This window comes from Pseudomonas sp. Bc-h (assembly GCF_002080045.1).
Classification (GTDB): domain Bacteria; phylum Pseudomonadota; class Gammaproteobacteria; order Pseudomonadales; family Pseudomonadaceae; genus Aquipseudomonas.
In genome coordinates this window covers 261,576-285,227 of record NZ_MUIN01000009.1, presented here as the reverse complement: position 1 = coordinate 285,227, position 23,652 = coordinate 261,576, and the positions used below count along the sequence as shown (strand labels likewise).

Sequence of the window (23,652 nt, the reverse complement as noted above, 5' to 3'; positions counted from 1 at the left end):
TTCTGACGATTCTGTAATCCCAAAACTGGCCCACGGATGGCCGTCGCGAGGTTGAACAATGATTGTGTTGCGCCGATGTGCACTGCTGATGACCGCTGCCGCGTTACTGAGCGCCTGCGGTGAGTCTTCGAAATTGCCGTTTCAGGCGGGCGTCGGCCCCAAGCCGCAGCTGCCTGAACCCACCAGCTCGTTGATCCCGACCTTGAAGGTCTCCAAGGCGGTGGGCTGGAGTGGCAGCGATACGCCCAAGGCGCCGGACGGTTTCAAGGTGCAAGCGCTGGCGAACAATCTCCAGCACCCGCGCTGGCTGTACAGCTTGCCCAACGGCGACGTGCTGGTCGCCGAGAGCAACACGCCGCCCAAGCCCGAAGGCGCGACCGATGGCGGTACGGGATTGATGGCCTGGGTCAAGCGCACGGCGTCAGGCATCGTCATGAGCCGGGTCGGCGCCGAAGCCCCGAGTGCCAATCGCATCACGATCCTTCGCGACGCCGATGGTGACGGCAAGGCGGAAGTGCACAAGGTGTTCATCAGCGGGCTGATGTCGCCGTTCGGCATGGCACTGGTTGGCAATGAGCTGTTCATCGCCACCGCCGATGCGATCGTCAAGGTGCCGTACAGCGACGGCCAGACCGAAATCACGGCGACGCCGACCAAAGTCACCGATCTACCCGCGGGCCTCAATCATCACTGGACCAAGAACATCGTCGCCAACAGCGATGGTTCCAAGCTCTACGTGACTGTAGGTTCCAACAGCAACGTGGGTGAAAACGGACTGGAAGCTGAGGAAGGCCGCGCCGCCATCTGGGAGGTCGACGTCAAATCCGGTCAGAAGCGCCTGTTCGCCAGCGGCCTGCGCAACCCTAACGGGCTGGTCTGGAAACCGGGCAGCAGTGAGCTGTGGACCGTGGTCAACGAGCGCGATGAAATCGGCAGCGACCTGGTGCCGGACTACCTGACCTCAGTCAAGGACGGCGCGTTCTATGGCTGGCCATGGAGCTATTACGGCAACCACGTCGACAGCCGCGTGCAGCCGCCGCGCCCGGACATGGTGGCCAAGGCCATCGCCCCGGACTACGCACTGGGCACCCACGTCGCGCCATTGGGCCTGACCTTCTCCGACCCGCGCGGCATGCCGGAAAATTTCGCCGAAGGCGTGTTCATCGGTGAGCACGGCTCGTGGAACCGCAACCCGCAAGCAGGTTACAAGGTGGTGTTCATCGGCTTCACGGACGGGCAACCGTCGGGTGTGCCCACGGATTTCCTCACCGGGTTTCTGAATGCCGATGGCGAAGCTCAAGGTCGTCCGGTGGGCGTGATCCTCGACAAACAGGGTTCGCTGCTGGTGGCCGATGACGTGGGCAATCGGGTCTGGCGTGTGAGCCACCAGTAGTCTCGTAAGACGCTCTACACGGCAACCCTGAGAGCACATCTCGTCAGGGTTGCCAAACGGTCAGCGAATGATGAAAATGAGAGCCATTATCATATGGCTTTAGTCGTGATCCCATTCCATGCCCTCCGCTGACCTTGCCCATCAACACGCCGTCCACACCCTGTACGAAGATCACCATCCCTGGTTGTGCGGCTGGTTGCGCAAGAAACTGGGCTGCGTCGATCGTGCCGCCGACCTGGCTCAGGACACGTTCATTCGGGTGCTGATTCAGCGCAAGGCCGCCGAGTTGCGCGAGCCACGGGCGTATCTGAGCAGCGTGGCGCGCAGCCTGATGATCGATATGTTCCGCCGCCGCGCGCTGGAGCAGGCCTACCTCGAAACCCCCGCGGCATGTCCCGAGCCTGTCGACATCTCCCCCGAAGCCCGCGCGCTGATCATCGAAACCCTGCTCGAAGTCGACCGATTGCTGGACGGCCTTGGCGAACGTACGCGGGAGATCTTCCTGATGGCCCAGCTCGACGGTCTGACCTACGTCGAGATCTCCAGGCGCATGGGCGTGTCGGTGAACACCGTGAAGAAACACGCCGTGCGCGCGCTGACCCATTGCCTGATGTTGGCCGAGGAGTAAGCCCATGGCCGTCGCGCGATCCATGGACCATGCCGTCCTCGAAGCTGCTGCCCGCTGGTATGTCGACCTGCAATGCGCCGGAGCAGATGACGCCAAAACCTGTATCGCCCATCGCCAGTGGCTTGAATGTGATCCCCGACATCGGCAGGCCTGGGAGCGATTGGCGAGACTGCAAGGCAAGCTGGATCGCTTGGCGCCGGAAATCGCCCGACCGACACTGCTCAGTGCCCGAGCCCGCCGCCGTGAAGTGCTCAAGGTGCTTGCGCTGCTGTTGGCCGCGGGTGGTGCAGCGTCTCTGGCATGGCATACGACGCCCTTGCCGACATTGCTGGCCGATCAGCGTACGGCGACCGGCGAGCGTCGGCGGGTGGTGCTGGACGATGGCAGCCGATTGCAACTGAACACCGCGACTGCCGTGGACATCCGCTTCACGCCGAGTCTGCGCGATATTCGCTTGCTGACCGGGGAGATCCTCGTTGAAACCGCCCGCGACACCTTCGCTCGACCCTTTGTCGTGCACACCCGTGAGGGCAGCATCCTTGCCTTGGGCACGCGCTTTATCGTGCGCGAGGAGGGCGAGCGCACCCGCGTCTGCGTTCTGCAACATGCAGTGCAAGTGCGCAACCGCGCTTCGCTGGCGCCTGTGCGCGTGGAAGCCGGGCAGCAATTGAGCTTCGACGGGACGTCGCTGGGGTCGATCCAGCCAGCGACGCCTCTTGCAGACGCCTGGACCCGGGACATGCTGGTGGTCGATAACTGGCGACTGGACGACTTCATCGCCGAGCTGCAGCGCTATCGACCTGGCCATCTGGGGTGTGATGCAAGCGTTGCGGCGCTGCGGATATCAGGGGCTTTTCACCTGGGTGACACCGACATTGTGCTGGAAAATCTGACGTCGACGCTGCCGGTGCGTATCCGCCGGTTCAGTCGTTTCTGGGCCCGCGTGGAATTGGCGTGAGCCGTTTTGGTGTTGTCTGTCCCTGAAAATCACCCCCTCTGAAAAAATAATACGCCGAGGTGTTGTGGTTTTTCATTCTCGTTCGACTTGTCAGGTAGAGGCGCTACAGACGCCGTCATTACTGCCACAGGTCGAAAGGAAACTGCATGTCCGCCCGCAATGATCAAAACGCGCTTTTGCGCACTTCTCGCAACGTCTTTCCCACGGGAGCGCTGGGCAAGGCCATTCACTCGACCTTGCTGGGCATGACGCTGGCCGCGCCATTGGGCGCACTGAGCGTGGCGACCCCTGCGTGGGCGCAGACCCGTGTGGAAACCGAGTTCGATATTCCGGCCGGTGCACTGGGTCCGGCGTTGACGCAATTCGCCGCTGCTGCGGGAGTGACTGTGTCCTTCTCGCCCGCCAACGTCAGCGGGCAGCGCTCGCCCGGCTTGCGTGGCCGGTTCTCTGCCGACGAGGGCCTGAGCAGGCTGCTGGCAGGCAACCGCTTGCAGTCCGTTCGCCAGGCCAACGGCAGTTATTCGGTGATTCCGATGGTGGGTGACAGCGCCACGCTGCAACTGGATGCGACCAGCATTTACGGGCAGACGAGCGAATCGGCCTATGGTCCGGTTGACGGCTACGTGGCGACACGCAGCGCCACGGGGACCAAGACCGACACGCCGATTCTGGAGATCCCCCAGGCTATCAACGTCGTGACTGCCGATCAGGTGCAGACTCAGGGCGCGCGCAACCTGACTCAAGCCTTGCGCTACACACCGGGCCTTGGGGTGAACGGGTACACCGACCGCAACACGATTGCCGACGAGATCACCAGCCGCGGATTCGCGCCGACGCCGCTGTACCTGGATGGCGCTTACCTGCCATATGCCGGCAGCCTGGGCGGCGCACCGCAGATCGACCCTTATACGCTGGAGCGTATCGAGGTGCTCAAGGGGCCGTCGTCGGTGCTGTACGGGCAGAACCAGCCGGGCGGGTTGATCAATCTGGTGTCCAAACGTCCCACCACCGAGCAGCGCAGTCAGGTGAAATTGGGGACCGGCAGCTACAGCCGGGTCAATGGTGCTTTCGATACCAGCGGGCCGATCGATGAGCAGAAAGAGTTTTCTTACCGGGTGATCGGCGTTGCCAAGAAAGGCAACGACATGGTCGACCACAGCGACAGTCAACGCATGTTGCTCGCGCCGAGCCTGACCTGGGCGATCAGCGACGTCACGTCTTTGACCCTGCTGGCGCAGATTCAGCGTGATGACGCATTGGCCGATTATCAATCGCTGCCCAGAATCGGTTCGCTGGTGAGTGGCCCCAACGGGCAGAAGATCGACCGGCATTTTTTCACCGGCGATTCGCACTACAACGATTACAAACGTGACCAGTACATCTTCGGCTACGACTTCTCCCACGACATCAACGATGACCTGAAGTACCGCTCCACGGCGCGTTACACAGAAGTGGACGACCGCTACAAAGGGCTTTACCTGCGCAATTTCGTCACCGATGACGCAGGCGTCACCGACTACACCCACGCCAATCGCACCAAGGTGGACTGGCGGCAGCACAACACCTCGTACACCATCGATAACAATCTGGAGTACATCTTCAATACCGGTGCCCTGGACCACACTGCGTTGGTCGGCGTGGATTATCGCCACTTCAATCGCAAGTACGACGGCTACAACGCCTACAACCTGATGCCGGTGGACCTGTACGGCAAGAACAACTACGACACCCGCAATATCACACCTGAGTTGACCACCAAGTGGGACGACACCATTCGCCAGACCGGCATGTATCTGCAGGACCAGATCAAGCTCGACCAATGGATTCTTACCATTGGTGGGCGCAACGACTGGGCCGAGGTTGAGAACAAGGACTTGCTGGCCAGCACGATCAACACCCAGCGCGACCACAAGTTCACGGGCCGGGTCGGCCTGACGTATGTCACGGATTTTGGCCTGGCGCCGTATGTCAGCTATTCCGAATCGTTTCTGCCGACCGTGGGTACTTCCTCCCCGGAAACCGGAGGCAAGGCCTTCGAACCGACCGAGGGCGAACAATACGAAGTGGGTGTGAAGTATCAACCGTTCGACAAGACGCTGATGACTGCCTCGATCTTTCAGGTGAAGCAGAAAAACGTCCTGACCGGTGACAACGACAATCCCCAGTACCAGACGCAGCAGGGCGAGGTTCGCTCCCGGGGCATCGAGCTTGAGGTCAAGTCCACGATCGACAATATCGACGTATTGGCGGCGGCGACCTACATCGATTCGTTCTACACCAAGAGCAACTACGGCGATCAAGGCAATCGCAACGAATCCCAGGCGCCGGTCTCGGCGACGTTCTGGGGCAATTACCATTTCACCCAGGCGAGCATCGACGGCCTGACGTTCGGAGCAGGTGCGCGCTACACCGGCAAAAAGCCGGGTGACTCTGCCAACAGCTTCACCACGCAGTCCTATGTTGTCTACGACACCACCGTCAGCTACGACCTCGGCAAGCTCAACCCCAGCCTGCGTGGTCTGCAGACCAGCCTGAATGTGCAGAACGTGTTTGATCGCAAGTATGTTTCTGACTGCAACTACTCGTTCGGCTGTTACTACGGGCAAGAGCGGGTTGCGTCGGTGGAAATGACGTACGACTGGTAAGGCACGGCAGAAGCCGTTCAGCCTTTCAAACATGAAGCCTGGCGCACGGTTAAGCGTCGTACAAGGTCCCTGTGGGAGACGCCTGAGGTCACGACGGCAGCGATGGGGTGGGTGTTGAGTCAGCAGCCTTCAGGTTGAACCGCCTGCCGCCATCGCGACCCTCGTAACCTCGGGTTGCTCCCACAGGTTCCGTGCTGCCGCAGAATTGTGTGTTGCTCACGGAGGATCTGTGCCCGACGCGGATCTGCGGCTGGCCATAATTCCTGTGGGAGACGCCGGAGGTCACGACGGCAGCGATGGGGTGGGTGTTGAGCTCCCGAGAATGTCCAGCGTTTAAACCCTCACGTACTTTCCCGCGACAGAATCTCGTAGCCGGTCACCACCGTCTCGGCAGGGCGCGGCGAACCCTCGCGGCGGGCCTTGGCGCCGGCCAGCAACAGCTCACCGGCACGGCGGCCGATCTGATACGGATCGACGGCAATGGTGGTGATGGTCGGGGTGCAATAGCGCGAGACTTCGAAGTCGCCGAAACCTGCCACGGCGATGTCGCGTGGCACGTTCAGGCCTCGGCGATGACATTCCATGATCGCGCCGAACGCCGACAGATCGCTCACGCACATGACCGCATCGGTGTCGGGCCATTGTTCCAGCAGCAGGCTCACCGATTCGCCGCCGTGGCTCATGGTGATCGGGGACTCGCCGTGCTCTATGATTCGCGGCTCAAGCCCGAGTGCTGTCAGCGCCAGCAAATATCCGCGCTGGCGCTGCTGGCCGCGATGGTCGAGCATCGAGGCGCCACCGATGAAGGCGATGCGCCGATAGCCCTTGGCGTGGAGATGGCGAACCATGGTCGCGGCGGCTTCGGCGTTGGAGAACCCCACTGACTGCTCGATGGGGTCGTCCGGCACGTCCCAGGTTTCGACCACCGGCACCTGTGCCTGACGCAGCATCTGCCGGGTGCTGTCCAGGTGCGAGCTGCCGGTGAGCATGACGCCCAGCGGCCGATGGCGCAGCAACGTGCGCACCAGCAGCGCTTCCTGTTCCAGATGGTAATCGGTGTCGCCCAGCAGCAGGCACAGCCCCTGTTGACTCACCACATCGTTGAGGCCGCGCACGGTGTCGGCGAAGTTGGAACTGACCAGCGACGGCACCAGCGCCACCACGAACTCCGAGCGCCCACTGGACAGCGTGCCCGCCGAAGCGTCCGGCAAATAGCCAAGGCTGTCGATGGCGGCCTGCACCCGTTGCGTGGTCAGGGGCGACACGTCGCGTCCGGCCAGCACCCGGGAAACGGTCATCTTGGAGACGCCGGCCAGCTTGGCGACATCGGCCATGCGCGGCACGGCGCCGGGCTTTTCGGGGTCCTTGAAACTCATAACGTCTGCAGACTTCCTGGGCGAGGGCGCTCCATCGGGGGCGCGTCGGGGGCGATTATATAGGCTGGAAACGCCCGTCGGGTCGCTGCTGCGCATCTGTCCCGCGTTTTCAGACTACGCAAGTTGGCACAAACCCGGCAGTTTAGGTTGCGCATTGGACGCGACGCCTGCTTGTGGTGTACTTCGCCAATTGCCCGAACCCCTCATTCAATCACCGGTCGGCCCGATGAATTCTTCTACTCGCTCCCACAGTCACGTTATCGGCATGTGGTTGATGGCCAGCGTGGCCCTGGCGTTCGCCAGCCACGACGCCATTTCCAAGACGCTTATTCTTGCGCTTCCGGTGATCTTCGTCGCCTGGGCGCGGTACCTGGTTCACACGGTGATCGTCACCGGGGCCATCCTCAGGAAAAGGGAGCAGGGGGCTTTTCGCAGCAAACGCCCATGGCTGCATCTGCTCAGGGCAGCGGTATTGCTCGCCGACAGTCTGACGTTTTTATTCGGCCTGACTCACGTGCCATTGGCCGAATCGACAGCGCTGGTATTTCTCGCCCCTGCGTTCGTCACGATCCTGTCGCCCTTGCTGTTCGGCATCAAGGCGGACCGTTTGCAGTGGCTGTCGGTGATCGTCGGGTTCGTCGGCGTGCTCGTGGTCATCAACCCCACCGGCGACGGCTTTTCACTGTGGATGCTGTTTCCGCTGGCGACCGCATTCTTCTTCGCGGTCTATCAATTGCTCACGCAACTGGCTGGCGAGTCTGACAGCCCATCGGTCTGCAGCTTTTATGTGGGGGTTTTCAGCACCGGGCTGCTGAGCGTGGTGGTGCCTTTCTACTGGGCATCGCCAAGCCTTTCGCAGTGTCTGTTGCTGCTGGTGCTTGGGGGCATGGGCTTGTCGGCGCATTTCCTGATTTCAAAGGCCTACAGTTTTGCCTCATCGGCCGTGCTGGCGCCGCTGGGTTATTTACAGATCGTCTTCGCCACGGTGTATGGGGTGCTGTTTTTCGGCAACTATCCGGCGATGACCTCGGTGTTCGGGATGCTGTTGATCTGCGTGAGCGGACTGCTGGTCTACGCCAGACGCACCTCGGCTGCGCTCTCCAGCTGAGGTGCGAGTGTTGCCAAAGGCGCGATCAGCGGGAAAAACGCCGTGCCCCCGCGACGCAGAGGATCACCGCAAGTGTCACCGCCAGCATCCCGAAGCTCACCTGCTCATGCAGCAAGGTGGCTGCCAGCGCCAGGCCGAAGAACGGCTGCAGCAGCTGCAGTTGACCCACCGCAGCGATACCCCCCTGTGCCAGCCCGCGATACCAGAAGACAAAGCCGATCAGCATGCTGAACAGCGACACGTAACCCAGGCTCACCCAGGCGGGTAAAGTGATCGTTGCCAGGGAGGGAGGGAACGTCAGCCAAGTCAGGGCCAGCATGCCTGGCAACGCCAGCACCAGCGCCCAGCAGATGACCTGCCAGCCGCCGAGGGTTCGTGAGAGCTTCGCGCCTTCGGCGTAGCCCAGACCGCACACCAGAATCGCCAGCAGCATCAGCAAATCACCGGTTGGCGACGCGGTTACGCCTTTGGAGAAGGCAAAACCCACCACCAGCGCGCTGCCCAGAATCGAGAACAGCCAGAACACCGGTCGGGGTCGTTCGCCGCCGCGCAACACGCCGAACACGGCGGTGGCCAGCGGCAACAGGCCGACGAATACGATGGAGTGCGCGGAAGTCACGTATTGCAACGCCAGTGCGGTGAGCAGGGGAAAGCCGACGACGACGCCCATGGCGACGATGAACAACGGCATGAGCTGATTTTTCGCCGGGCGTCTTTGCTGCAGCAGCACCAGCATGCACACCGCAATGACCCCGGCGATGGAGGCGCGCGCGACGGTGAGAAATACCGGGGCGAATTCCAGCACGGCGATGCGGGTGGCGGGCAACGAACCACTGAAGATCACCACGCCGATTAGCCCGTTGATCCAGCCGGCCGAGGTTTTTTCGCTGCTGCGGTGTTGCAGGTTCGATGCCTGTTCCATGTGCGACGACTCGATGTTGACCGGTTCGCAAGGCGCGACTGATTTCGCGTGCCACGGCCCGGTCTGTTGTGTTGCCGTCATCCTAGGGGGCAGAATCACTACAATCAAAAAATTGTCATGGATACATTGCCCATGCCCCGCGCCCGTTATAAAGCCATTGTCGATACCTTTGCCGGGGACATTGCCTCGGGCGTTCTGCCGCCAGGCACGCGCCTGCCGACTCATCGTCAACTGGCTGAACAGCAAGGTCTGGCACTGGTGACCGCGTCACGGGTTTACGCGGAACTTGAGGCGATGGGCCTGATCAGCGGCGAAACCGGGCGCGGTACGTTCGTGCGGGAAATCGCGCTGCCGCTGAGCCATGGCGTCGACCAGCAGGCCACTGCCGCGGGCATGCTCGATCTCAACTTCAACTATCCCTCGTTGCCCGGCCAGGCCGAACTGCTGCGCAATGGCTTGCGTCAACTGGCATTGTCCGGGGATCTGGAAGCGCTCCTGCGCTATCAGCCCCACGCCGGACGGGGACATGAACGGGCCTGCATCGCGCGGCATCTGCTGGATCGTGGACTGTCGGTCGAGCCGGAGGAGTTGCTGATTGTCAGCGGCGCCCAACACGGCCTGGCGGCGACCGTCATGGGGCTGCTGAAACCGGGGGATGTGGTCGCCGTCGATGCGCTGACGTATTCGGGCTTCAAGGTAATCACCGAAGCTCATCGCCTGGAGTTGGTGCCCATCCCGCTGACCGAACACGGGCCGGACCTGGACGGGCTGGAGAGGTTGTGTCGCAAGCGAAGGATCAAGGCCGTCTACACGATGCCGACCCTGCACAATCCCATGGGCTGGGTGATGGATCTGGCGTGGCGCGAGCGTTTGGTGAGCATCGCCCGTGAACAGGGCATGCTATTGATCGAAGATGGCGCCTACGCGTTTCTGGCCGAAGACCCGCCTGTGCCGCTGCGGGCATTGGCGCCGGAGCTGACCGTCTACGTTTCGGGATTTTCCAAGAACATCGCCACCGGGTTGCGGGTTGGCTACGTGGTGGCGCCGCTGCAATGGGTAGCGGCCATTGAGCGAGCCATCAGAGCCACCACCTGGAATACGCCGGGAGTCATGACTGCGCTGGTCTGTGGCTGGGTCGAAGACGGCACGGTGGCTCGTCTGGAAGCTGAAAAACGTCGGGATGCCATGGCCCGGCAGCGTCTGGCTCGCACAGCATTGGCGGGGCTTACTCTTGTCAGTCACCCGGCCTCGTATTTCCTCTGGCTGCCGTTGCCGGAAGACATCCGTGCCGATCAGGTGGCAGTGGCGCTGCTGGCAGAGAACATTGCGGTGTCGACCGCCGAGCCGTTCGCCATCTCCAGCCCTGCGCCCCATGCGATCCGCCTGGCGTTGGGGTCACTCGAAGCGGATGCCTTGAAGGTGGCACTGCATAAAGTCCGCCAAGTAATCAGCAACTTTGGCGGCTGAGTTAGTCTGGATAAGCATATTGAAAAGTTGCTTTATTCAGGAAAACGTAAAGGACTATCTCCGTGGGCATACCATTCGTGAAATCGATAGTTAACATTAAGGATTGAGAGTTCTTTTTTTCCGGCAAAGGAGCAGGATAGAGCCATACCGAACTGGCTTTAAGAAGGACGACCGCGATGAGAATCTCAACCCTGCTGACCCTTGTCGCCGCATTGGCTGGCGGTGTCGCCGCCGCGCCTTCTTATGCCTCTGATTATGTTTCCAAAGAGCAGGCCTGCCATTTCATGCCGGTCGCTGACAGCAGCGTTGGCCTGAGAAGTTCGCAATCGGTGGGTGTGCTGTACAGCGAGAACACCGTCAGCACTCTGGAATATCTGGAGCGTTACCACGCCGTTGCGCTGAAAGGCGTGAAGAATGGCGCACTGGATTCGCGGATTCGTGAAGCCTTCGTCAACAGCTCCGATCCTAAACTGGCCATCGACTGGCTGCAGGGCTCGTTGAAGAAGGAGTTTGCGTCGGTCACCGTTTACGACAACCTCGATGCGTTGATGCAGGCGCGTCCTGATGTGGTGGTGATGCTCGACACCTACAGCCAGTTGGTGACCCAGCGTAACAGCCAGGTCCAGGCGCGGTTTGTCGCCAAGTTCTACGACTCGAACCTGCAATATATCGGCAAGGCTGAAGGTGTGGGCGCCAAAGAGCTGACTTCGGTCTGGGTCCACGACAAGGCCGCCCCTGAAATCGCCGCACAGATCGACCAGCAACGTGCACTTCAGGTCAACGCGCTGAAACAGTTCGACATGTCGCTCAAGGCGCTGGTGACTTCAGGTGAAGTGGCGCAGGTCGCTGGCAACTGATTTCTTTCCGAACATTCCCCCTTCGGACTTGCGGCGGACCCGGATGTTGAGTTGAACACCGACCCTGTGGGAGACGCCGGAGCTGTGCGACGGTACGGGCCGCGATTCGGACGAGGCGGTGAATCAAACGACTCATCAGCTGACTGACCCACCGCTTCGTCCGAATCGCGGCCCGTACCGTCGCACAGCTCCGGCGTCTCCCACAGAGATAGCACCAGGATTGCAGATCCTGGCCGTTGGGCCGACACCAAATTTCAACACCAAACTCCACCAATCCACGTGCCGAAACCAACAAAAAAACCCGCTGCCACCCAAACGGTGACAGCGGGTTTTTGTTTGTGGCCGTTTACTTGCTGTCAGGCAGCGCGTAAGCGATCACGTAGTCGCCACGGTCAGCCGACTGGCGTGCGCCACCGGCGGTGATGACGATGTACTGCTTGCCGGTCTTCGGCGAGACGAAGGTCATCGGGCCGCCCTGGCTGCCCACGGGCAGGCGGGCTTTCCAGGCTTCTTCACCGTTGGCGCTGTTGAAGGCGCGCAGGTAGTAGTCCTGGGTACCGGCGATGAAGATCAGGCCGCCTTGAGTGGAAAGGGTGCCACCGAGCGTCGGCATGCCGATCGGCAATTGCATGTGCATCTTGATGCCCATGGGACCGGTGTCCTGCACGGTACCGACCGGCACCTGCCAGGCGATCTTCTGGGTCTTCATGTCGATGGCGGTCAGGGTGCCGAACGGCGGCGCCTGGCAAGGGATGCCGGCCACGGACAGGAAGCGGTTCTTGTTGACCGCGTAAGGCGTGCCTTTGAGCGGTACGGCGCCCATGCCGGTGTTCAGCGCTTCGCCACCGCTCGATGCCTTGGCGTCTTTCTGCTGCGGCACCATCTGGCTCCACAGGCCCAGACGCATGTCGTTGACGAAGATGAATCCGTGGACCGGGTCAGTCGACAGGCTGCCCCAGTTCATGCCGCCCAGAGAACCCGGGAAGCTCAGCGAGATGTCGGTGCCCGGCGCGGTGTACAGGCCGTCGTAACGCATTTTCTTGAACGAGATACGGCACAGCAACTGGTCGAACGGGGTAGCGCCCCACATGTCGGACTCGGTCAGGGTCTGCGCGCCGATTTCCGGCATGCCCACCGATTTAGGCTGGGTCGGCGAGTAAGGCTCGTTGGGAATGTTCGACGGCTTGACCGGGACTTCCTTGACCTCGGTCAGCGGCTGGCCGGTGTGGCGATCCAGCACGTAGATCTGGCCGGCCTTGGTGCCGATCACGACGGCCGGAACCTTGCTGCCGTCCTTCTTGGTGAAGTCGATCAGGCTCGGCTGCATCGGCAGGTCGAAGTCCCACAGGTCGTTGTGGACGGTCTGATAAACCCACTTCTGTTCGCCGGTCGTGGCGTTCAGGGCCAGCACCGAAGCGCCGTAGGTGTGATCGAGCTTGGTGCGTTCAACGCCGTAGATGTCGGTGGACGAGCTGCCCATCGGCAGAAACACGGTGTTCATCGCCGGATCGTAAGACATCGGCGCCCAGCTGTTCGGCGTGCTGCGCACATAAGTGCTGTCAGCGCCCGGGGCTTTCTTGTCTTCAGGATTGCCCGGGTCGAAGGCCCAGCGCATTTCGCCGGTGACCACGTCGAAACCTCGGATCACGCCGCCAGGCATGTCGGTCTGCACGTTGTCGGCCACGCGACCGCCCACCACGACTGTGGTGCCCGCCATCAACGGTGCGGACGACAGCTGATAGTAAGAGTCAGGGACATTGCCCAGACCGGCTTTCAGGTCAACCTGACCATTGGTGCCGAAGCCCTTGCACAACTCACCGGTGTCGGCGTCAACCGCGATCAGGCGTGCGTCGATGGTGTTGGTCAGCAGACGACGCTGGCAATTGGCACCGGCCGGAATCGCAACCGGGGTGGCGGGGGTGCTGCCGTCAGTGGTTGGCGCGACGGCGGCGGTGGCGTCGAAGTAGGCCAGACCGCGGCAACGCTGCCACACGGCGGACTTGGCGTTGGTTTCGTGCTTCCACAGCTGTTTGCCGGAGTCGGCATCCAGTGCGATGACGTTGTTGTGCGGGGTGCAGATGAACACTTTGTCGCCGACTTGCAGCGGGGTCATCTGATCTTCCGCGCCGTTGCCATCACTGATGGCGATGTCGCCCGTGTGATAGGTCCAGACCGGCACCAGCTTCGAGACGTTGCTGCGGTTGATCTGATCCAGCGCAGCGAAGCGGCTGCCGCCTTCGTCGTTGCCATAGTGCGCCCAGTCCTTCTGCGCGTGAGCCGGGTCGACCTTGGTCAGCGCCGGGCCGTCACCGGTTGGCGATACCGACGCGTGAGGCTGAAACATGCCCCAGAAACCCGCCGCCATGGCGATCGCCAGCACGCCGCCCAGCACGTAGCCACCGCGACCACCTGCCAAGCCATTGGCCCTGCGCAGCGTCGGGTAGACCAGCGCCACCAGCAGGCTCAGCACGCCCAGTGCGAACAGGCGCGAAATCAGCGGCCAGAACACCAGCCCGGCATCCACCAGTGCCCAGATCAGGGTCAGCACCATGACCGCCGCGAACGACCAGGCGCCCGCGACGCGTTGCTTGAACAGCAAAAATGCCGATGCGATCAAGCCGAGACCGGCAAGCAGGAAGTACCAGCTGCCGCCGAGGGTGACGAGATAGCCGCCGCCCGCTGCGAACAGCAATCCAAATACCAGCACGCCGAGTGCGACAACCCAGATGGGCCACCGACTGACGGATGTCGAAGGTCGAGACGTAGTCATGTTGCGTGATCCTGCTGACGCTGAACGTTGCGCGAACGCTCAACGGTGGTGGGAAGAACGGTTTTGCAGAACGATTGCCAATGGACGCGGGAGATGCCTGGCTGCGTTCATGCTGTAATTAACCAGTTAGTTAATTTGCAAAGATTACCAAAAAATCCTCGCGCTGCGGCAAATTGTCCTTGGCTCGACGGGATAAACACTGTTGTGGGTTTGGTAACAATAGCGGGTCTTGAACGGCGTGCAGCGCCAGGCATCCCATCAACGCGCAGCTCTACCTTCACCCGACGCTGATCCGCCGGGCAGCCAAGCGTCTGTTGATCCGAGACCAGGCTGATTCATGGCATAGCCATTTAATGATTTTATGGCTCTTCAGAGTGAGTCATGGCTGCCCTACAGTGAATCCACGTTTGCAAGGGGACTGGTCATGACGCCACATGTGGAACTGCAGGCATTGACTGCGAAGGCGGAATTCGAAGGGTGCTTCGAACTGATGAAAATACTGCGCCCGGGGCTTGTCTCGGCGGCTGCGTTCGCCGAACAGATCGCTCGTCAGGTGCAGCAGGGTTATCGGTTACTGAGCGCAGTGGAGGGTGGCAAAACCATCGGTCTCATTGGCTACAGGACGCAGGAGAACCTGCTGTATGGGCGCTTCATCTATGTCGACGATCTGGTCGTCGACGCCTCCATGCGGCACCTGGGCCTGGGGGCGAGGCTGCTCGACAGCGTTCGCAACGAGGCGATTAGCCTTGGCCGCGCGCATCTGGTTCTGGACACCGGCCTGCACATGCCGCTGGCCCAGCGTTTTTATTTCCGTGAAGGTTTGCTCGCCAGGGGCATGCACTTCGTACAGCCGTTACAGACACCAGGAGAGCATGTCGCATGAACGAACTATTGATGATCAACAGCAGCCCACAGCGCGGCGAATCGGCCTGTTTTCATCTGGCAATGGAGATGATCGAGGTCCTGCGCCAGGCCCGCCCCGGCATCGTGGTCACCTCGCGGGATCTGGTCGCCGATCCGCTGCAACCGGTGAGCGCCGAATACGCTGATGCGATCCTGCACGGCCGCGCTGCCGCTGACCCCGTTTTCGAACAGTCGGAACGGCTGATCGTTGAACTTGAGCGCAGCGAAATGTTGCTGATCGCGACGCCGATCCATAACTTCACCCTCCCGGCCGCGCTGAAGCTGTGGATCGACAACGTGGTGCGCATCCACCGCACCTGCGATGCCGGGCCGCAAGGCAAGGTGGGTCTACTGGCCGACCGTCCGGTATACATTCTGGTCAGTTCCGGCGGCTTCCATCGCGGGCCTGCGGCGCGTCAGCCGGAGTTCTTCACGTCTTACCTGCGCCATGTGTTGAGCAGTATCGGTCTGTGCGATGTGCATTTCATCTATCTGCAGGGGACCATTGCCGGCCGCGACGCGGTCACCACGAGCCTTGTGGAAGCGCGTCGGCAATTGAGCTTCGAGCCGTTGTTTTCAGCCTTCTCGCAGATGCGCAGCCCGGCAGCGGAAGCGGTCGGTGAGTGAGCGGATCCGCTTCGCCGACGCCACGAGGGGTTGTCCTGGAAATCCCGACCTGCGGTTGTCCGGTAAGGGCGTGGTGTTGAACTAACGCAATGCTCTGGCGCCCTAATTTGCGAGTGCTTAGTCGCAACTGCAAAAGGGCACCTCCCATGGACAAGCAGGAACTCAGTGATCGCTATCGCGGTTACATCGACTGTCTCAATCGTCAGGACTGGCCCGCACTGGGTCAGTTCGTCGACCACGACGTGCATTACAACGGCCAACGCATCGGTCTGACGGGTTACCGGGCGATGCTCGAGAACGATTTTCGGGCGATTCCCGATCTGCGTTTCGTCATCGATCTGCTGATAGCCGACCCGCCGCATATCGCCGCCCGGCTGTGCTTCGATTGCACGCCAGTGGGCGAACTTTTCGATCTGCCAGTCAACGGCCAGCGCGTGCGCTTTACCGAGAACGTGTTTTACGAGTTTCGGGAGGGGCGGGTGTGCAACGTTTATTCGCTGATCGACAAGGCCGCGATCCAGTCGCAACTTCCTTTGGCGAAGCCTAATGATGGCTAGCCCCTGCATAAACAGACGGTTAGGATAGCCAACCGCAATCATCGGTCGACGTGACAGGCATCTGTTGTCCGCCGATCTACGTGCGCTGTTCATCGTCATTCCCGATGTCATCAGGTGTCCGCATGTCCAAACCCACACTTGCCGGCTGGGCCGCTACCCGTCGTAGCCGACAACTGATCCTGCGCCTGTTCCCGGCGATCTGCGCGCTGCTGTTATTGATCGGGCTGGGCGGTTATCTGCTGGTCAAGAACGCCTTGAGCCAGGACCTCGACGTGCAGCAGCGCTCGCGCACGTTCATCTCCCGCACCCTGGATCAGGTGCGCAACGAGGTGGGCCGCAACATCATCAATTACGCCAAGTGGGGCGAGGCCTACAAGCATTTGCACCTGACGGTGGACAAGGCCTGGGCGGACGATCAGCGCAACGTCGGTTCCATTCCTTACGAGCTTTACGGCTACAACGGCGTGCTGGTGATCAACGCCCAGGATCGCACCGTGTATGCGGTGATCGATGGCAAGCCGTCGATGATGCAGGCCAGTGACTGGCTGGAAGGCGACCTGAACGCGCTGATCGACGAAGCACGCCAAAGCACCCAGGAAAACGATGGCGTGGTGCGGGCGCTGCAAGTGGCGGGCAAGCCTGCACTGGTGGCCGCCGCGACCATCAGTCCGGGGTGGGACCCGATGATCCAGCAGATCCCGGGCCCCGCGTCGGTCATGATGTTCGTCAGCGTACTGGATGCCGACAAGCTCGCCCACTTGAGCGAAACCTATGGCTTGCCGACTATCGAGGTCGCCCGGGAGCCGCAGGCTGGATACGATTCCATGCCCTTGCTGGGCTCGAACATTCTCTTAAGCTGGACCCCGCCGACCCCCGGTATGGACTTGCTGCGCCAGACCCTGCCGTTGTTCATCGCCGGTGTCCTGGCTCTGGCTGCGGTACTGACGATGCTGGTGCGCTACGCGATGACCTCGGCGCGGCAGATCGATGCTCAGTTCGAGGCGTTGCACGTCAGCCAGAAGGAACTGACGCTGCTGTCATTGCACGACTCGCTGACCGGTCTGCCCAATCGCTTTCAGCTTCAGCAGTTCTTGAGCGATCGCCTTGAGCGCGAGATCACGCCGCCGCTGGCGTTGCTGAGCCTGGATCTGGACCGTTTCAAGCCGATCAACGACGTGTTGGGCCATGCCTTCGGTGATCGGGTCCTGCAAGAAGTCGCTCAACGACTGCAGCAGCATGTTCAGGCCAACGGCATGGTCGCGCGCCTGGGGGGCGACGAGTTCATCGTGGTGCGCGAGGGTGAAACCGATCACGACGGCATCGAAGCATTGTGCGCGCGTCTGGTCGCTGACCTGTGTCGACCGTTCGAAATAGACACGCAGACAGTGTTCATTGGCACCAGCATCGGTATTGCCCTGGCGCCGGTGCACGCGCGAACCCCGGCAGAGTTGTTGCGCATGGGTGACATCGCGCTGTACCGGGCCAAGGCGGCCGGGCGCAACACCTGGTGCTTTTACGCCGATGGCATGAATGCCCATCTGTTGGCTCGTCGCGAACTGGAGCAGGAACTGCGCCATGCCTTGCTCGACGATCAGTTGCGCGTTCACTACCAGCCTCGTTACGCCACTGTCGACGGCGCACTGCGCAGCTTCGAAGCCCTGGTGCGCTGGCAGCATCCGCAGCGCGGCCTGTTGCCACCGGACACGTTTATCCCGCTGGCGGAAGAAACCGGGCTCATCCAGCCGCTGGGTCGCTGGGTGCTGGAACATGCCTGCCACGAGGCGATGACCTGGCCTGAAGAGATCGGGCTGTCGGTCAACCTGTCACCCGGGCAACTGGCAGAAAACGAAGACGTGGTCGCAGTCGTGGCCAACGCCTTGCGCAGCACCGGGCTGCCCGCTTCGCGGCTGGAGCTGGAAATCACCGAACGGGTCCTGCTCGATCATGCCCACAGCGCGCTGAGCACCCTCACCGCGTTGCGGGCACTGGGTGTGCGCCTGAGCCTCGACGACTTCGGTACCGGTTTTTCGTCGCTGGCCTACCTGCGCAAATACCCGCTGGACGGGATCAAGATCGATCGCAGTTTCATCTCCCACATGACCGAGCGGGGCAACGATCAAGCCATCGTGCAAGCCATGATCGATCTCGGGCGGTCGCTGGGCATTACCGTCACCGCCGAGGGCGTGGAAACGCTGGAGCAACTGGAGTGCCTGCAACGTCATCCGTGCGATGAGGTGCAGGGTTTCCACTTCAGCAAGGCGGTGCCGGCGGATCAGATCGGTCGTTTGATGGCGCAGGCCCAGCCTTCACATCGGTAACCAGGCTGTGCAGTGGCGGGCATCAAAAAACAGCGGCTCAAAGGTCGGATTTCTCACCCAACTGCGCAGAATGGCCCGGTTGGCCGAACGCTGGCCGGCATCGCACGCCATCCGGAATTTTTTCGGCGCAGGCAGGCGACAGCCCACTGATTTGTCACTGTGAAACCATGCCAGACGAGCCCTCACTACAGGTGTTCTGGCAATGGCTTGGTTATGGTCGAATTGCCATAGCGCGAATGGGTAATCGTAGTGACACCCGACGCGTCGATAGGTACGGCTCATGCTGGTTCCCCCGAGAGTTATCTGGCTGACATAACGTTCTCCTGTGGGGATTTCCGCCTCGGGGGGTGCGGTTTTTCGGGGGGGCGGCCAGAACCTGATGTTCTGACCGGATAAGACGTGAATTCAACGCTGTCAGGCGGCCTTGCGGTCGTCGGCCATTCGCGCCAGCACAGCAGCTATGTCGATCTGCTGATGGCGGTCGACGGTTGCGAGATCAGGGTTGAGCACCCAGTAACCTCGCTTGCCCGTGATGGACAACACGCCAAGATCGCTCAGCACTGCGGCCAGCTTGCTGGTGTCCGGGACATTGCCCTTGCCGGACGTCGCGCGCAGATAGGCCAGGCCGATGCCTTCCGGGCTTGTGCCGTTGCGCACTCCGTCGGCGCTGTTGGCGAGAGGGAAGGGCGAGGTCCCGAACGTATCGCGCAATTGATTCAGCATCAGGTTGATGGTCGCGAGGGCGAAGCGCGGCTTGCTGTCGATGATGATTTCGTCAGGAGTGATTCGGTAGCGGAACGCTCGCCGTTGGGCGGCGGTGCGTCCATCGATCCAGTCGAAGTCGTTGCTGGAAGGGGTAACAGCGGTGACAGATTGTTCAATGTTGCGATCAAGGTCGTAACCGATCATGAACAGCGCCGCTTCCAGTTTACGAAGCCCGTCACCCATGGAAAATTCGCTGTCGGTCGCGGTTGGGGCATCCAGAACGCCGCGCAGCAGCCAGCTTGCGCGCATGTTCCATTGCGCATGCAAGGTGCCGCCAACCAGCGCGGGGAATGTCCAGGTTCCCTGACCCGGGTTGCGGTTCTTTGCTGCGGATGCCGACGTCTTGCGAGCGGGGGCCCACGGAAAAGCCAGCACGGCCGGTACGTCGGCGATCCCGTGCTCCGCGCAAAATTTGACGACCGCCCATCCCAGGGCTGCGGCGACACGGCTGTCGTAGATGATGAAGTCTCGACAGATCAGCGAATAGACCTTGGTCAAGCCGGCATTGAAACGCAGGTTTTCATCCAACAGCACCTCGGCACTCAAGTCTGCATGATCAATGGCGTCGCGGACGGCCATGAAATGTGCGGCGAGTCCCTGACGGTTCTGATTCAGCCAATCGATGTTGTACGCCTGCACGCCACCCCAGATCATCACGTCGATTGCTGCCTGGCATGCCGCATCGTCCGCCGTTGGTGCACCCAGTGCGCGTTGCAGATCCTGCTTGAGCGCCAGCAGGGCCAGGCCATTGCTGTGAGCGTCAGCGCCTTTCTTGACGTCCAGTCGGGTAATGGCCGGGTGGTCCCAGTTGTACTGGAAATAAGCATCGCTCAGGTTTGCGCACTTCCACTGTTTACCGGTCATGCGGTTGACGTACTGATGCTGGAAAACCGCACTGTTTAGATTGCGGCTCATCCAGGTAATGAAGCTTTGCACGACGGGGTTGGCGAGGTAATGACTACGGTTCATGCAAGGTCCTTGGCTGTGGCTGTCGAATGAATGGAGTCTGCTATAGACTCGCGACATTTCATGTCGTGGACCGAAAACTTTTTATGCAACGCCTTTCAATTCGGCAAATGTTGGTACTGGATTGCCTCAACGAGAAGCATGCCAAGTTGAAGACCCGTGAGGTGCACGCCAGAGTCGTTGAACGCCTGGGGCGAGCCAGGACGATCAAGACGACCCAGCGCGATCTCAATCGTCTCAAGGACGCGGGTGCAGCTGGCGTCGACGAACGCAGCGATGGTGGTCATTGGTTCAGGAAAAAACTGGTTGTGTCGCTTGACCGCCTGGGGCAACTGGACGCCAATCAAGCCATGAACCTGGTGCTGCTGTTGGAACATGGCGCCCGCTTCGGCATGAAAGAGCAGGTCGAGGGCTTGGCGCATATCAAGCACTACGCCGAATCCGTATTGCTCGAAGCCACGGCGGAAAACGGTTGGTCATCTCGAACTCTGACCAGTACCACACGCTTCGTGACATTGGAGCCGGCGGCGTTCGATCCAGAGCTGCTCAAAATCATCCAGACTTCTCTGCTGTCGCAGAGGACGATCAGCGTCAGCTATCGCGTTCCCGAAAGAGGGGATGCGCTGGTCGGCTACGTACTAGGGGTGCGCGGGCTTTCCTTTCAGGACGCCAATATCTATGTGTCCTGTTACGTGCATGAGGAGCATTGGCCAGCCGGTAGTGAGCCCGACGCGAATCAGCCGCGACACAAGTACGAGAGCAACGGTCCCCGGACGCTTTCGGTGCTTCAGATGCATCGCGTGCTGAGCGCCAGCGTGGATCTGCTGGAACGGGAGGTACCCGGGAATTACGACATCAATGCACCCCAGGTGCGCCGAGATCTGCTCTCCCTTTATTCGCAGGAACCCATCTGCCTGGTGCTGCGTATCCGGTTCAACCTGCAAAAACGCTTGAGCGAGAATCGTCTGGCACCCGACCAGCGCATTGAGCCTGACGGCGCCGATCATTGGCGACTGACCTGCGGCATTCATGATGGCCAGGGTCTGCGCTTGTGGTTGCTGAGCAATGCAGATCAGATCGAGGTGATCGAGCCGCTGGGGCTGCGTGAATATATGCGTGAGACCTTGAGCAAGGCCTTGTCCGCATACGCCTCGCATGACGTTTGATCGACACCGGAACAAGGAGACCAGAGGCCAGGGGGGTCAGGCATCAAGAGAGAGAAACTCGCGCAATCGCTGTTGCAGGCGTTCGATTGCGTTATCCATGGCCAGAAAGTCTTCCACCTTCCTGACCTCCCAGCGCTGGCCCTCATCGCCGAATACCACCTGTTCGAAGGTACCGTGTGGCACACCGGCAACGAAAAACCAGGTATCGAGCCCGTTCATGCCCTGGCCCGGATACACCTTGCGCCAGACGATCCACGCAGGATCGAGGGTCAGTCCGAACTCCTCATGGGTTTCACGCAGAGCGCATTGCTCTGGCGTCTCCCCGTGTTCGCGACCACCGCCCGGCAGGTCCCAAAGGCCGGGCCAGGGAATCGAAGGCTTGTCGTCGCGCAGGTAGGTCAACACTCGGTCTTCGCACAACAGGGCGATCTTGGCGCCGGAGAACGGTGGGTGCATGGTCTTTGTTTCTCTTCTGGCCAATAGAGTGAGGGGCGGGCGGCGGCTGATGCATGGCAGTGAAATAATCTTGAGCACAACCCGCTCGAACACATACCCTGAACCGCTTTCACTTACATCCGGTCTCATTCTGCATCGCCGCGTCTTCGCGTCGCGGTTCATGAATGGCCGCAGTGACCAACCCAGAGGTTCGTTCGATGACTAAAGCAGCCTATGTTCCACCAAAGGTCTGGAAAAACGAGGCCGCGTCCGGTGGCCAGTTCGCAAGTATCAACCGGCCTGTCGCAGGGCCTACCCACGAGAAGACACTGCCTGTCGGCGAACAGCCGTTTCAGCTTTATTCGCTGGCCACGCCCAACGGCGTGAAAGTCACGATCATGTTCGAGGAGCTACTGGCCCTCGGGCACAAGGACGCTGAATACGATGCCTGGCTCATCCGCATCGGCGAGGGCGATCAGTTCTCAAGCGGTTTCGTCGAGATCAACCCCAACTCCAAGATTCCTGCCTTGCTCGACCGCAGCGTCGAGCCGCCGGTTCGTGTGTTCGAATCCGGCTCGATCCTGCTGTACCTCGCCGAGAAGTTCAAGGAACTGCTGCCGACCGACCTGGCCGCACGCACCGAAACCCTGAACTGGCTGTTCTGGCAGATGGGTGCGGCGCCGTACCTGGGCGGTGGTTTCGGGCATTTCTACCTGTATGCGCCGGAGAAGATCGAGTACGCGATCAACCGCTTCACCATGGAAGCCAAGCGTCAGCTGGATGTGCTTGATCGGCGTCTGGCCCAAAGCGCTTATCTGGCAGGCGATAGCTACACCATCGCCGATATCGCGGTGTGGTCCTGGTACGGCCAGGTGGTGCTGGGCAATGTGTATTCAGCGGCCGAGTTTCTGGCTGCCGAGGAGTACACCTACGTACAGCGCTGGGCCAAGGAAATCGCCAAGCGGCCTGCGGTGGTGCGCGGTCTGCGGGTCAACCGCACCTGGGGCGACGAAGACAAACAAGTGCCGGAGCGGCATTCGGCGTCGGATATCAGCTGACATCGCAACGAGTAGTCCTGTAGCAGCCTGGCCGGGCGGCTACAGATTTGCGGCGTACCCGGATTTTGAGTTGAACACCAGTCCTGTGGGAGACGCTAGAACTTTGACAGGCCGCGGTCGGACGATAGGGGTGGATCAGGCGGCTCATCTGCAACTGATAACCCGCTATCGTCCGAATCGCGGCCCGTACCGTCGTGACCTCCGGCGTCTCCCACAGGGTTCGCGTGAAACCCCAGAGCTGTGTTCGCTTTTGATCTTGCTTCTAAGCGCGCGTCAGTTCAGACGCCACACATCGCGACTTGGGTGCAGGCTGAACGCAGGCGGCGTGGAGTGGGCCGAGCGGCATGGATGCCGCGAGAGCCGCCCCCCGCCATGGATGGCGGCGGGCCCACGGAGCGTCGCCGGAGTGAGGGTATTCCGACGAAGGAGGAATCCAACCAGGAGCCAGGACACTTGGTTACTTGGTGTCCTTTCAAGTAATATTCCGACGAAGGAGGAATCCAACCAGGAGCCAGGACACTTGGTTACTTGGTGTCCTTTCAAGTAACTCGCCGAAGGCGAAACAGATCTGGCGTTAGCCAGACCCGTATCTGCCGCGCCGCGATTACGTGGCGTATCCAGATTTCCGGGTGCACACGGAACGCTGTGGGAGCTGTGCGGCAGCCTGGGCCGCGGTCGGACGATGGGGGTAGGTCAGTAGACAAATTCATAACAGACCCACCGCCTCGCTGCC

Annotated in this window: 19 protein-coding genes; 13 read left to right on the top strand and 6 right to left on the bottom strand. The window is 61.0% G+C overall.

Annotation, left to right across the window (positions count from 1 at the left end):
- Window positions 1-58: 58 nt before the first annotated feature.
- The 4 genes from BWR59_RS17890 (at window position 59) to BWR59_RS17875 (ending at window position 5,624) form a co-directional block, all read left to right on the top strand.
- A complete protein-coding gene (locus tag BWR59_RS17890; RefSeq protein ID WP_081566965.1) occupies window positions 59-1,393 on the top strand; it encodes a sorbosone dehydrogenase family protein in 1,335 nt (444 codons plus the stop codon).
- A gap of 118 nt (window positions 1,394-1,511) precedes the next feature.
- A complete protein-coding gene (locus BWR59_RS17885; RefSeq protein WP_081566964.1) occupies window positions 1,512-2,021 on the top strand; it encodes a sigma-70 family RNA polymerase sigma factor in 510 nt (169 codons plus the stop codon).
- 4 nt (window positions 2,022-2,025) lie between these two features.
- Window positions 2,026-2,979: a FecR domain-containing protein gene (locus tag BWR59_RS17880; RefSeq protein ID WP_081566963.1), complete on the top strand. Its 954-nt coding sequence runs from the start codon at window positions 2,026-2,028 to the stop codon at window positions 2,977-2,979.
- A 245-nt stretch (window positions 2,980-3,224) separates the two neighbouring features.
- The gene (locus BWR59_RS17875) at window positions 3,225-5,624 is read left to right on the top strand and encodes a TonB-dependent siderophore receptor (protein ID WP_230982049.1); all 2,400 of its coding nucleotides are present in this window, start codon (window positions 3,225-3,227) and stop codon (window positions 5,622-5,624) included.
- A gap of 341 nt (window positions 5,625-5,965) precedes the next feature.
- On the opposite strand, the gene BWR59_RS17870 is transcribed toward BWR59_RS17875, so the two are convergent.
- Complete coding sequence (locus tag BWR59_RS17870; protein ID WP_081566961.1) at window positions 5,966-7,000, bottom strand: LacI family DNA-binding transcriptional regulator; 1,035 nt, start codon at window positions 6,998-7,000, stop codon at window positions 5,966-5,968.
- 226 nt (window positions 7,001-7,226) lie between these two features.
- Between BWR59_RS17870 and BWR59_RS17865 the strand changes: the two genes are divergently transcribed.
- Window positions 7,227-8,108 carry a DMT family transporter gene (locus BWR59_RS17865; RefSeq protein WP_168184501.1) on the top strand — a complete coding sequence of 294 codons (882 nt, stop codon included), beginning with the start codon at window positions 7,227-7,229 and terminating at the stop codon, window positions 8,106-8,108.
- Between the two features lie 25 nt (window positions 8,109-8,133).
- On the opposite strand, the gene BWR59_RS17860 is transcribed toward BWR59_RS17865, so the two are convergent.
- Entirely contained in the window at window positions 8,134-9,030 is an 897-nt protein-coding gene (locus tag BWR59_RS17860) for a DMT family transporter (RefSeq protein WP_081566959.1), read from the bottom strand.
- Window positions 9,031-9,162: 132 nt separating this feature from the next.
- Here BWR59_RS17860 and BWR59_RS17855 point away from each other — a divergent pair, with 132 nt between their 5' ends.
- Window positions 9,163-10,497 carry a PLP-dependent aminotransferase family protein gene (locus BWR59_RS17855; RefSeq protein WP_081566958.1) on the top strand — a complete coding sequence of 445 codons (1,335 nt, stop codon included), beginning with the start codon at window positions 9,163-9,165 and terminating at the stop codon, window positions 10,495-10,497.
- Window positions 10,498-10,673: 176 nt separating this feature from the next.
- Window positions 10,674-11,354, top strand: a complete 681-nt coding sequence (locus BWR59_RS17850; protein WP_081566957.1) for an ATPase — start codon at window positions 10,674-10,676, stop codon at window positions 11,352-11,354.
- A 346-nt stretch (window positions 11,355-11,700) separates the two neighbouring features.
- Here BWR59_RS17850 and BWR59_RS17845 read toward each other — a convergent pair whose 3' ends face one another.
- Window positions 11,701-14,124, bottom strand: a complete 2,424-nt coding sequence (locus tag BWR59_RS17845) for a glucose/quinate/shikimate family membrane-bound PQQ-dependent dehydrogenase (RefSeq protein ID WP_081566956.1) — start codon at window positions 14,122-14,124, stop codon at window positions 11,701-11,703.
- A 424-nt stretch (window positions 14,125-14,548) separates the two neighbouring features.
- On the opposite strand from BWR59_RS17845, the gene BWR59_RS17840 reads away from it, so the two are divergent.
- The 4 genes from BWR59_RS17840 to BWR59_RS17825 all read left to right on the top strand — a co-directional run bounded on the left by BWR59_RS17840 (window position 14,549) and on the right by BWR59_RS17825 (window position 18,529).
- Window positions 14,549-15,007 (top strand): GNAT family N-acetyltransferase, encoded by a 459-nt coding sequence (locus BWR59_RS17840; protein ID WP_081566955.1) that lies wholly within the window; start codon window positions 14,549-14,551, stop codon window positions 15,005-15,007.
- Window positions 15,004-15,654 (top strand): NAD(P)H-dependent oxidoreductase, encoded by a 651-nt coding sequence (locus BWR59_RS17835; RefSeq protein ID WP_081566954.1) that lies wholly within the window; start codon window positions 15,004-15,006, stop codon window positions 15,652-15,654. Before BWR59_RS17840 ends, BWR59_RS17835 begins: the two co-directional genes overlap by 4 nt.
- 146 nt (window positions 15,655-15,800) lie before the next feature.
- Entirely contained in the window at window positions 15,801-16,211 is a 411-nt protein-coding gene (locus BWR59_RS17830; RefSeq protein ID WP_081566953.1) for an ester cyclase, read from the top strand.
- 122 nt (window positions 16,212-16,333) lie between these two features.
- The gene (locus BWR59_RS17825) at window positions 16,334-18,529 is read left to right on the top strand and encodes an EAL domain-containing protein (protein ID WP_081566952.1); all 2,196 of its coding nucleotides are present in this window, start codon (window positions 16,334-16,336) and stop codon (window positions 18,527-18,529) included.
- Here BWR59_RS17825 and BWR59_RS32060 read toward each other — a convergent pair.
- Window positions 18,518-18,811, bottom strand: a complete 294-nt coding sequence (locus BWR59_RS32060) for a hypothetical protein (protein WP_143490864.1) — start codon at window positions 18,809-18,811, stop codon at window positions 18,518-18,520. The two genes, BWR59_RS17825 and BWR59_RS32060, sit on opposite strands and share 12 nt — an antisense overlap.
- A 132-nt stretch (window positions 18,812-18,943) precedes the next feature.
- On the bottom strand, window positions 18,944-20,263 hold the full coding sequence (locus BWR59_RS32580) for a hypothetical protein (RefSeq protein ID WP_178111238.1): 1,320 nt from the start codon (window positions 20,261-20,263) through the stop codon (window positions 18,944-18,946).
- A gap of 83 nt (window positions 20,264-20,346) precedes the next feature.
- Between BWR59_RS32580 and BWR59_RS17815 the strand changes: the two genes are divergently transcribed.
- Complete coding sequence (locus tag BWR59_RS17815) at window positions 20,347-21,426, top strand: WYL domain-containing protein (RefSeq protein ID WP_168184500.1); 1,080 nt, start codon at window positions 20,347-20,349, stop codon at window positions 21,424-21,426.
- A 36-nt stretch (window positions 21,427-21,462) separates the two neighbouring features.
- Here the strand turns inward: BWR59_RS17815 and BWR59_RS17810 are convergent, their stop codons facing one another.
- The gene (locus BWR59_RS17810; protein WP_081566950.1) at window positions 21,463-21,882 is read right to left on the bottom strand and encodes an NUDIX hydrolase; all 420 of its coding nucleotides are present in this window, start codon (window positions 21,880-21,882) and stop codon (window positions 21,463-21,465) included.
- A 197-nt stretch (window positions 21,883-22,079) separates the two neighbouring features.
- Here BWR59_RS17810 and yghU point away from each other — a divergent pair, with 197 nt between their 5' ends.
- Window positions 22,080-22,919: a glutathione-dependent disulfide-bond oxidoreductase gene (gene yghU / locus BWR59_RS17805; protein ID WP_081567177.1), complete on the top strand. Its 840-nt coding sequence runs from the start codon at window positions 22,080-22,082 to the stop codon at window positions 22,917-22,919.
- The last annotated feature ends 733 nt before the right edge of the window (window positions 22,920-23,652 follow it).

Excerpts from the sequence above, each read along its gene's own strand:
- BWR59_RS17890 (WP_081566965.1), top strand. The coding sequence starts at position 59 with ATGATTGTGTTGCGCCGATGTGCACTGCTGATGACCGCTGCCGCGTTA.
- BWR59_RS17885 (WP_081566964.1), top strand. The coding sequence starts at position 1,512 with ATGCCCTCCGCTGACCTTGCCCATCAACACGCCGTCCACACCCTGTAC.
- BWR59_RS17880 (WP_081566963.1), top strand. The coding sequence starts at position 2,026 with ATGGCCGTCGCGCGATCCATGGACCATGCCGTCCTCGAAGCTGCTGCC.
- BWR59_RS17875 (WP_230982049.1), top strand. The coding sequence starts at position 3,225 with ATGACGCTGGCCGCGCCATTGGGCGCACTGAGCGTGGCGACCCCTGCG.
- BWR59_RS17870 (WP_081566961.1), bottom strand. The coding sequence starts at position 7,000 with ATGAGTTTCAAGGACCCCGAAAAGCCCGGCGCCGTGCCGCGCATGGCC.
- BWR59_RS17865 (WP_168184501.1), top strand. The coding sequence starts at position 7,227 with ATGAATTCTTCTACTCGCTCCCACAGTCACGTTATCGGCATGTGGTTG.
- BWR59_RS17860 (WP_081566959.1), bottom strand. The coding sequence starts at position 9,030 with ATGGAACAGGCATCGAACCTGCAACACCGCAGCAGCGAAAAAACCTCG.
- BWR59_RS17855 (WP_081566958.1), top strand. The coding sequence starts at position 9,163 with ATGCCCCGCGCCCGTTATAAAGCCATTGTCGATACCTTTGCCGGGGAC.
- BWR59_RS17850 (WP_081566957.1), top strand. The coding sequence starts at position 10,674 with ATGAGAATCTCAACCCTGCTGACCCTTGTCGCCGCATTGGCTGGCGGT.
- BWR59_RS17845 (WP_081566956.1), bottom strand. The coding sequence starts at position 14,124 with ATGACTACGTCTCGACCTTCGACATCCGTCAGTCGGTGGCCCATCTGG.
- BWR59_RS17840 (WP_081566955.1), top strand. The coding sequence starts at position 14,549 with ATGACGCCACATGTGGAACTGCAGGCATTGACTGCGAAGGCGGAATTC.
- BWR59_RS17835 (WP_081566954.1), top strand. The coding sequence starts at position 15,004 with ATGAACGAACTATTGATGATCAACAGCAGCCCACAGCGCGGCGAATCG.
- BWR59_RS17830 (WP_081566953.1), top strand. The coding sequence starts at position 15,801 with ATGGACAAGCAGGAACTCAGTGATCGCTATCGCGGTTACATCGACTGT.
- BWR59_RS17825 (WP_081566952.1), top strand. The coding sequence starts at position 16,334 with ATGTCCAAACCCACACTTGCCGGCTGGGCCGCTACCCGTCGTAGCCGA.
- BWR59_RS32060 (WP_143490864.1), bottom strand. The coding sequence starts at position 18,811 with ATGAGCCGTACCTATCGACGCGTCGGGTGTCACTACGATTACCCATTC.
- BWR59_RS32580 (WP_178111238.1), bottom strand. The coding sequence starts at position 20,263 with ATGAACCGTAGTCATTACCTCGCCAACCCCGTCGTGCAAAGCTTCATT.
- BWR59_RS17815 (WP_168184500.1), top strand. The coding sequence starts at position 20,347 with ATGCAACGCCTTTCAATTCGGCAAATGTTGGTACTGGATTGCCTCAAC.
- BWR59_RS17810 (WP_081566950.1), bottom strand. The coding sequence starts at position 21,882 with ATGCACCCACCGTTCTCCGGCGCCAAGATCGCCCTGTTGTGCGAAGAC.
- yghU (WP_081567177.1), top strand. The coding sequence starts at position 22,080 with ATGACTAAAGCAGCCTATGTTCCACCAAAGGTCTGGAAAAACGAGGCC.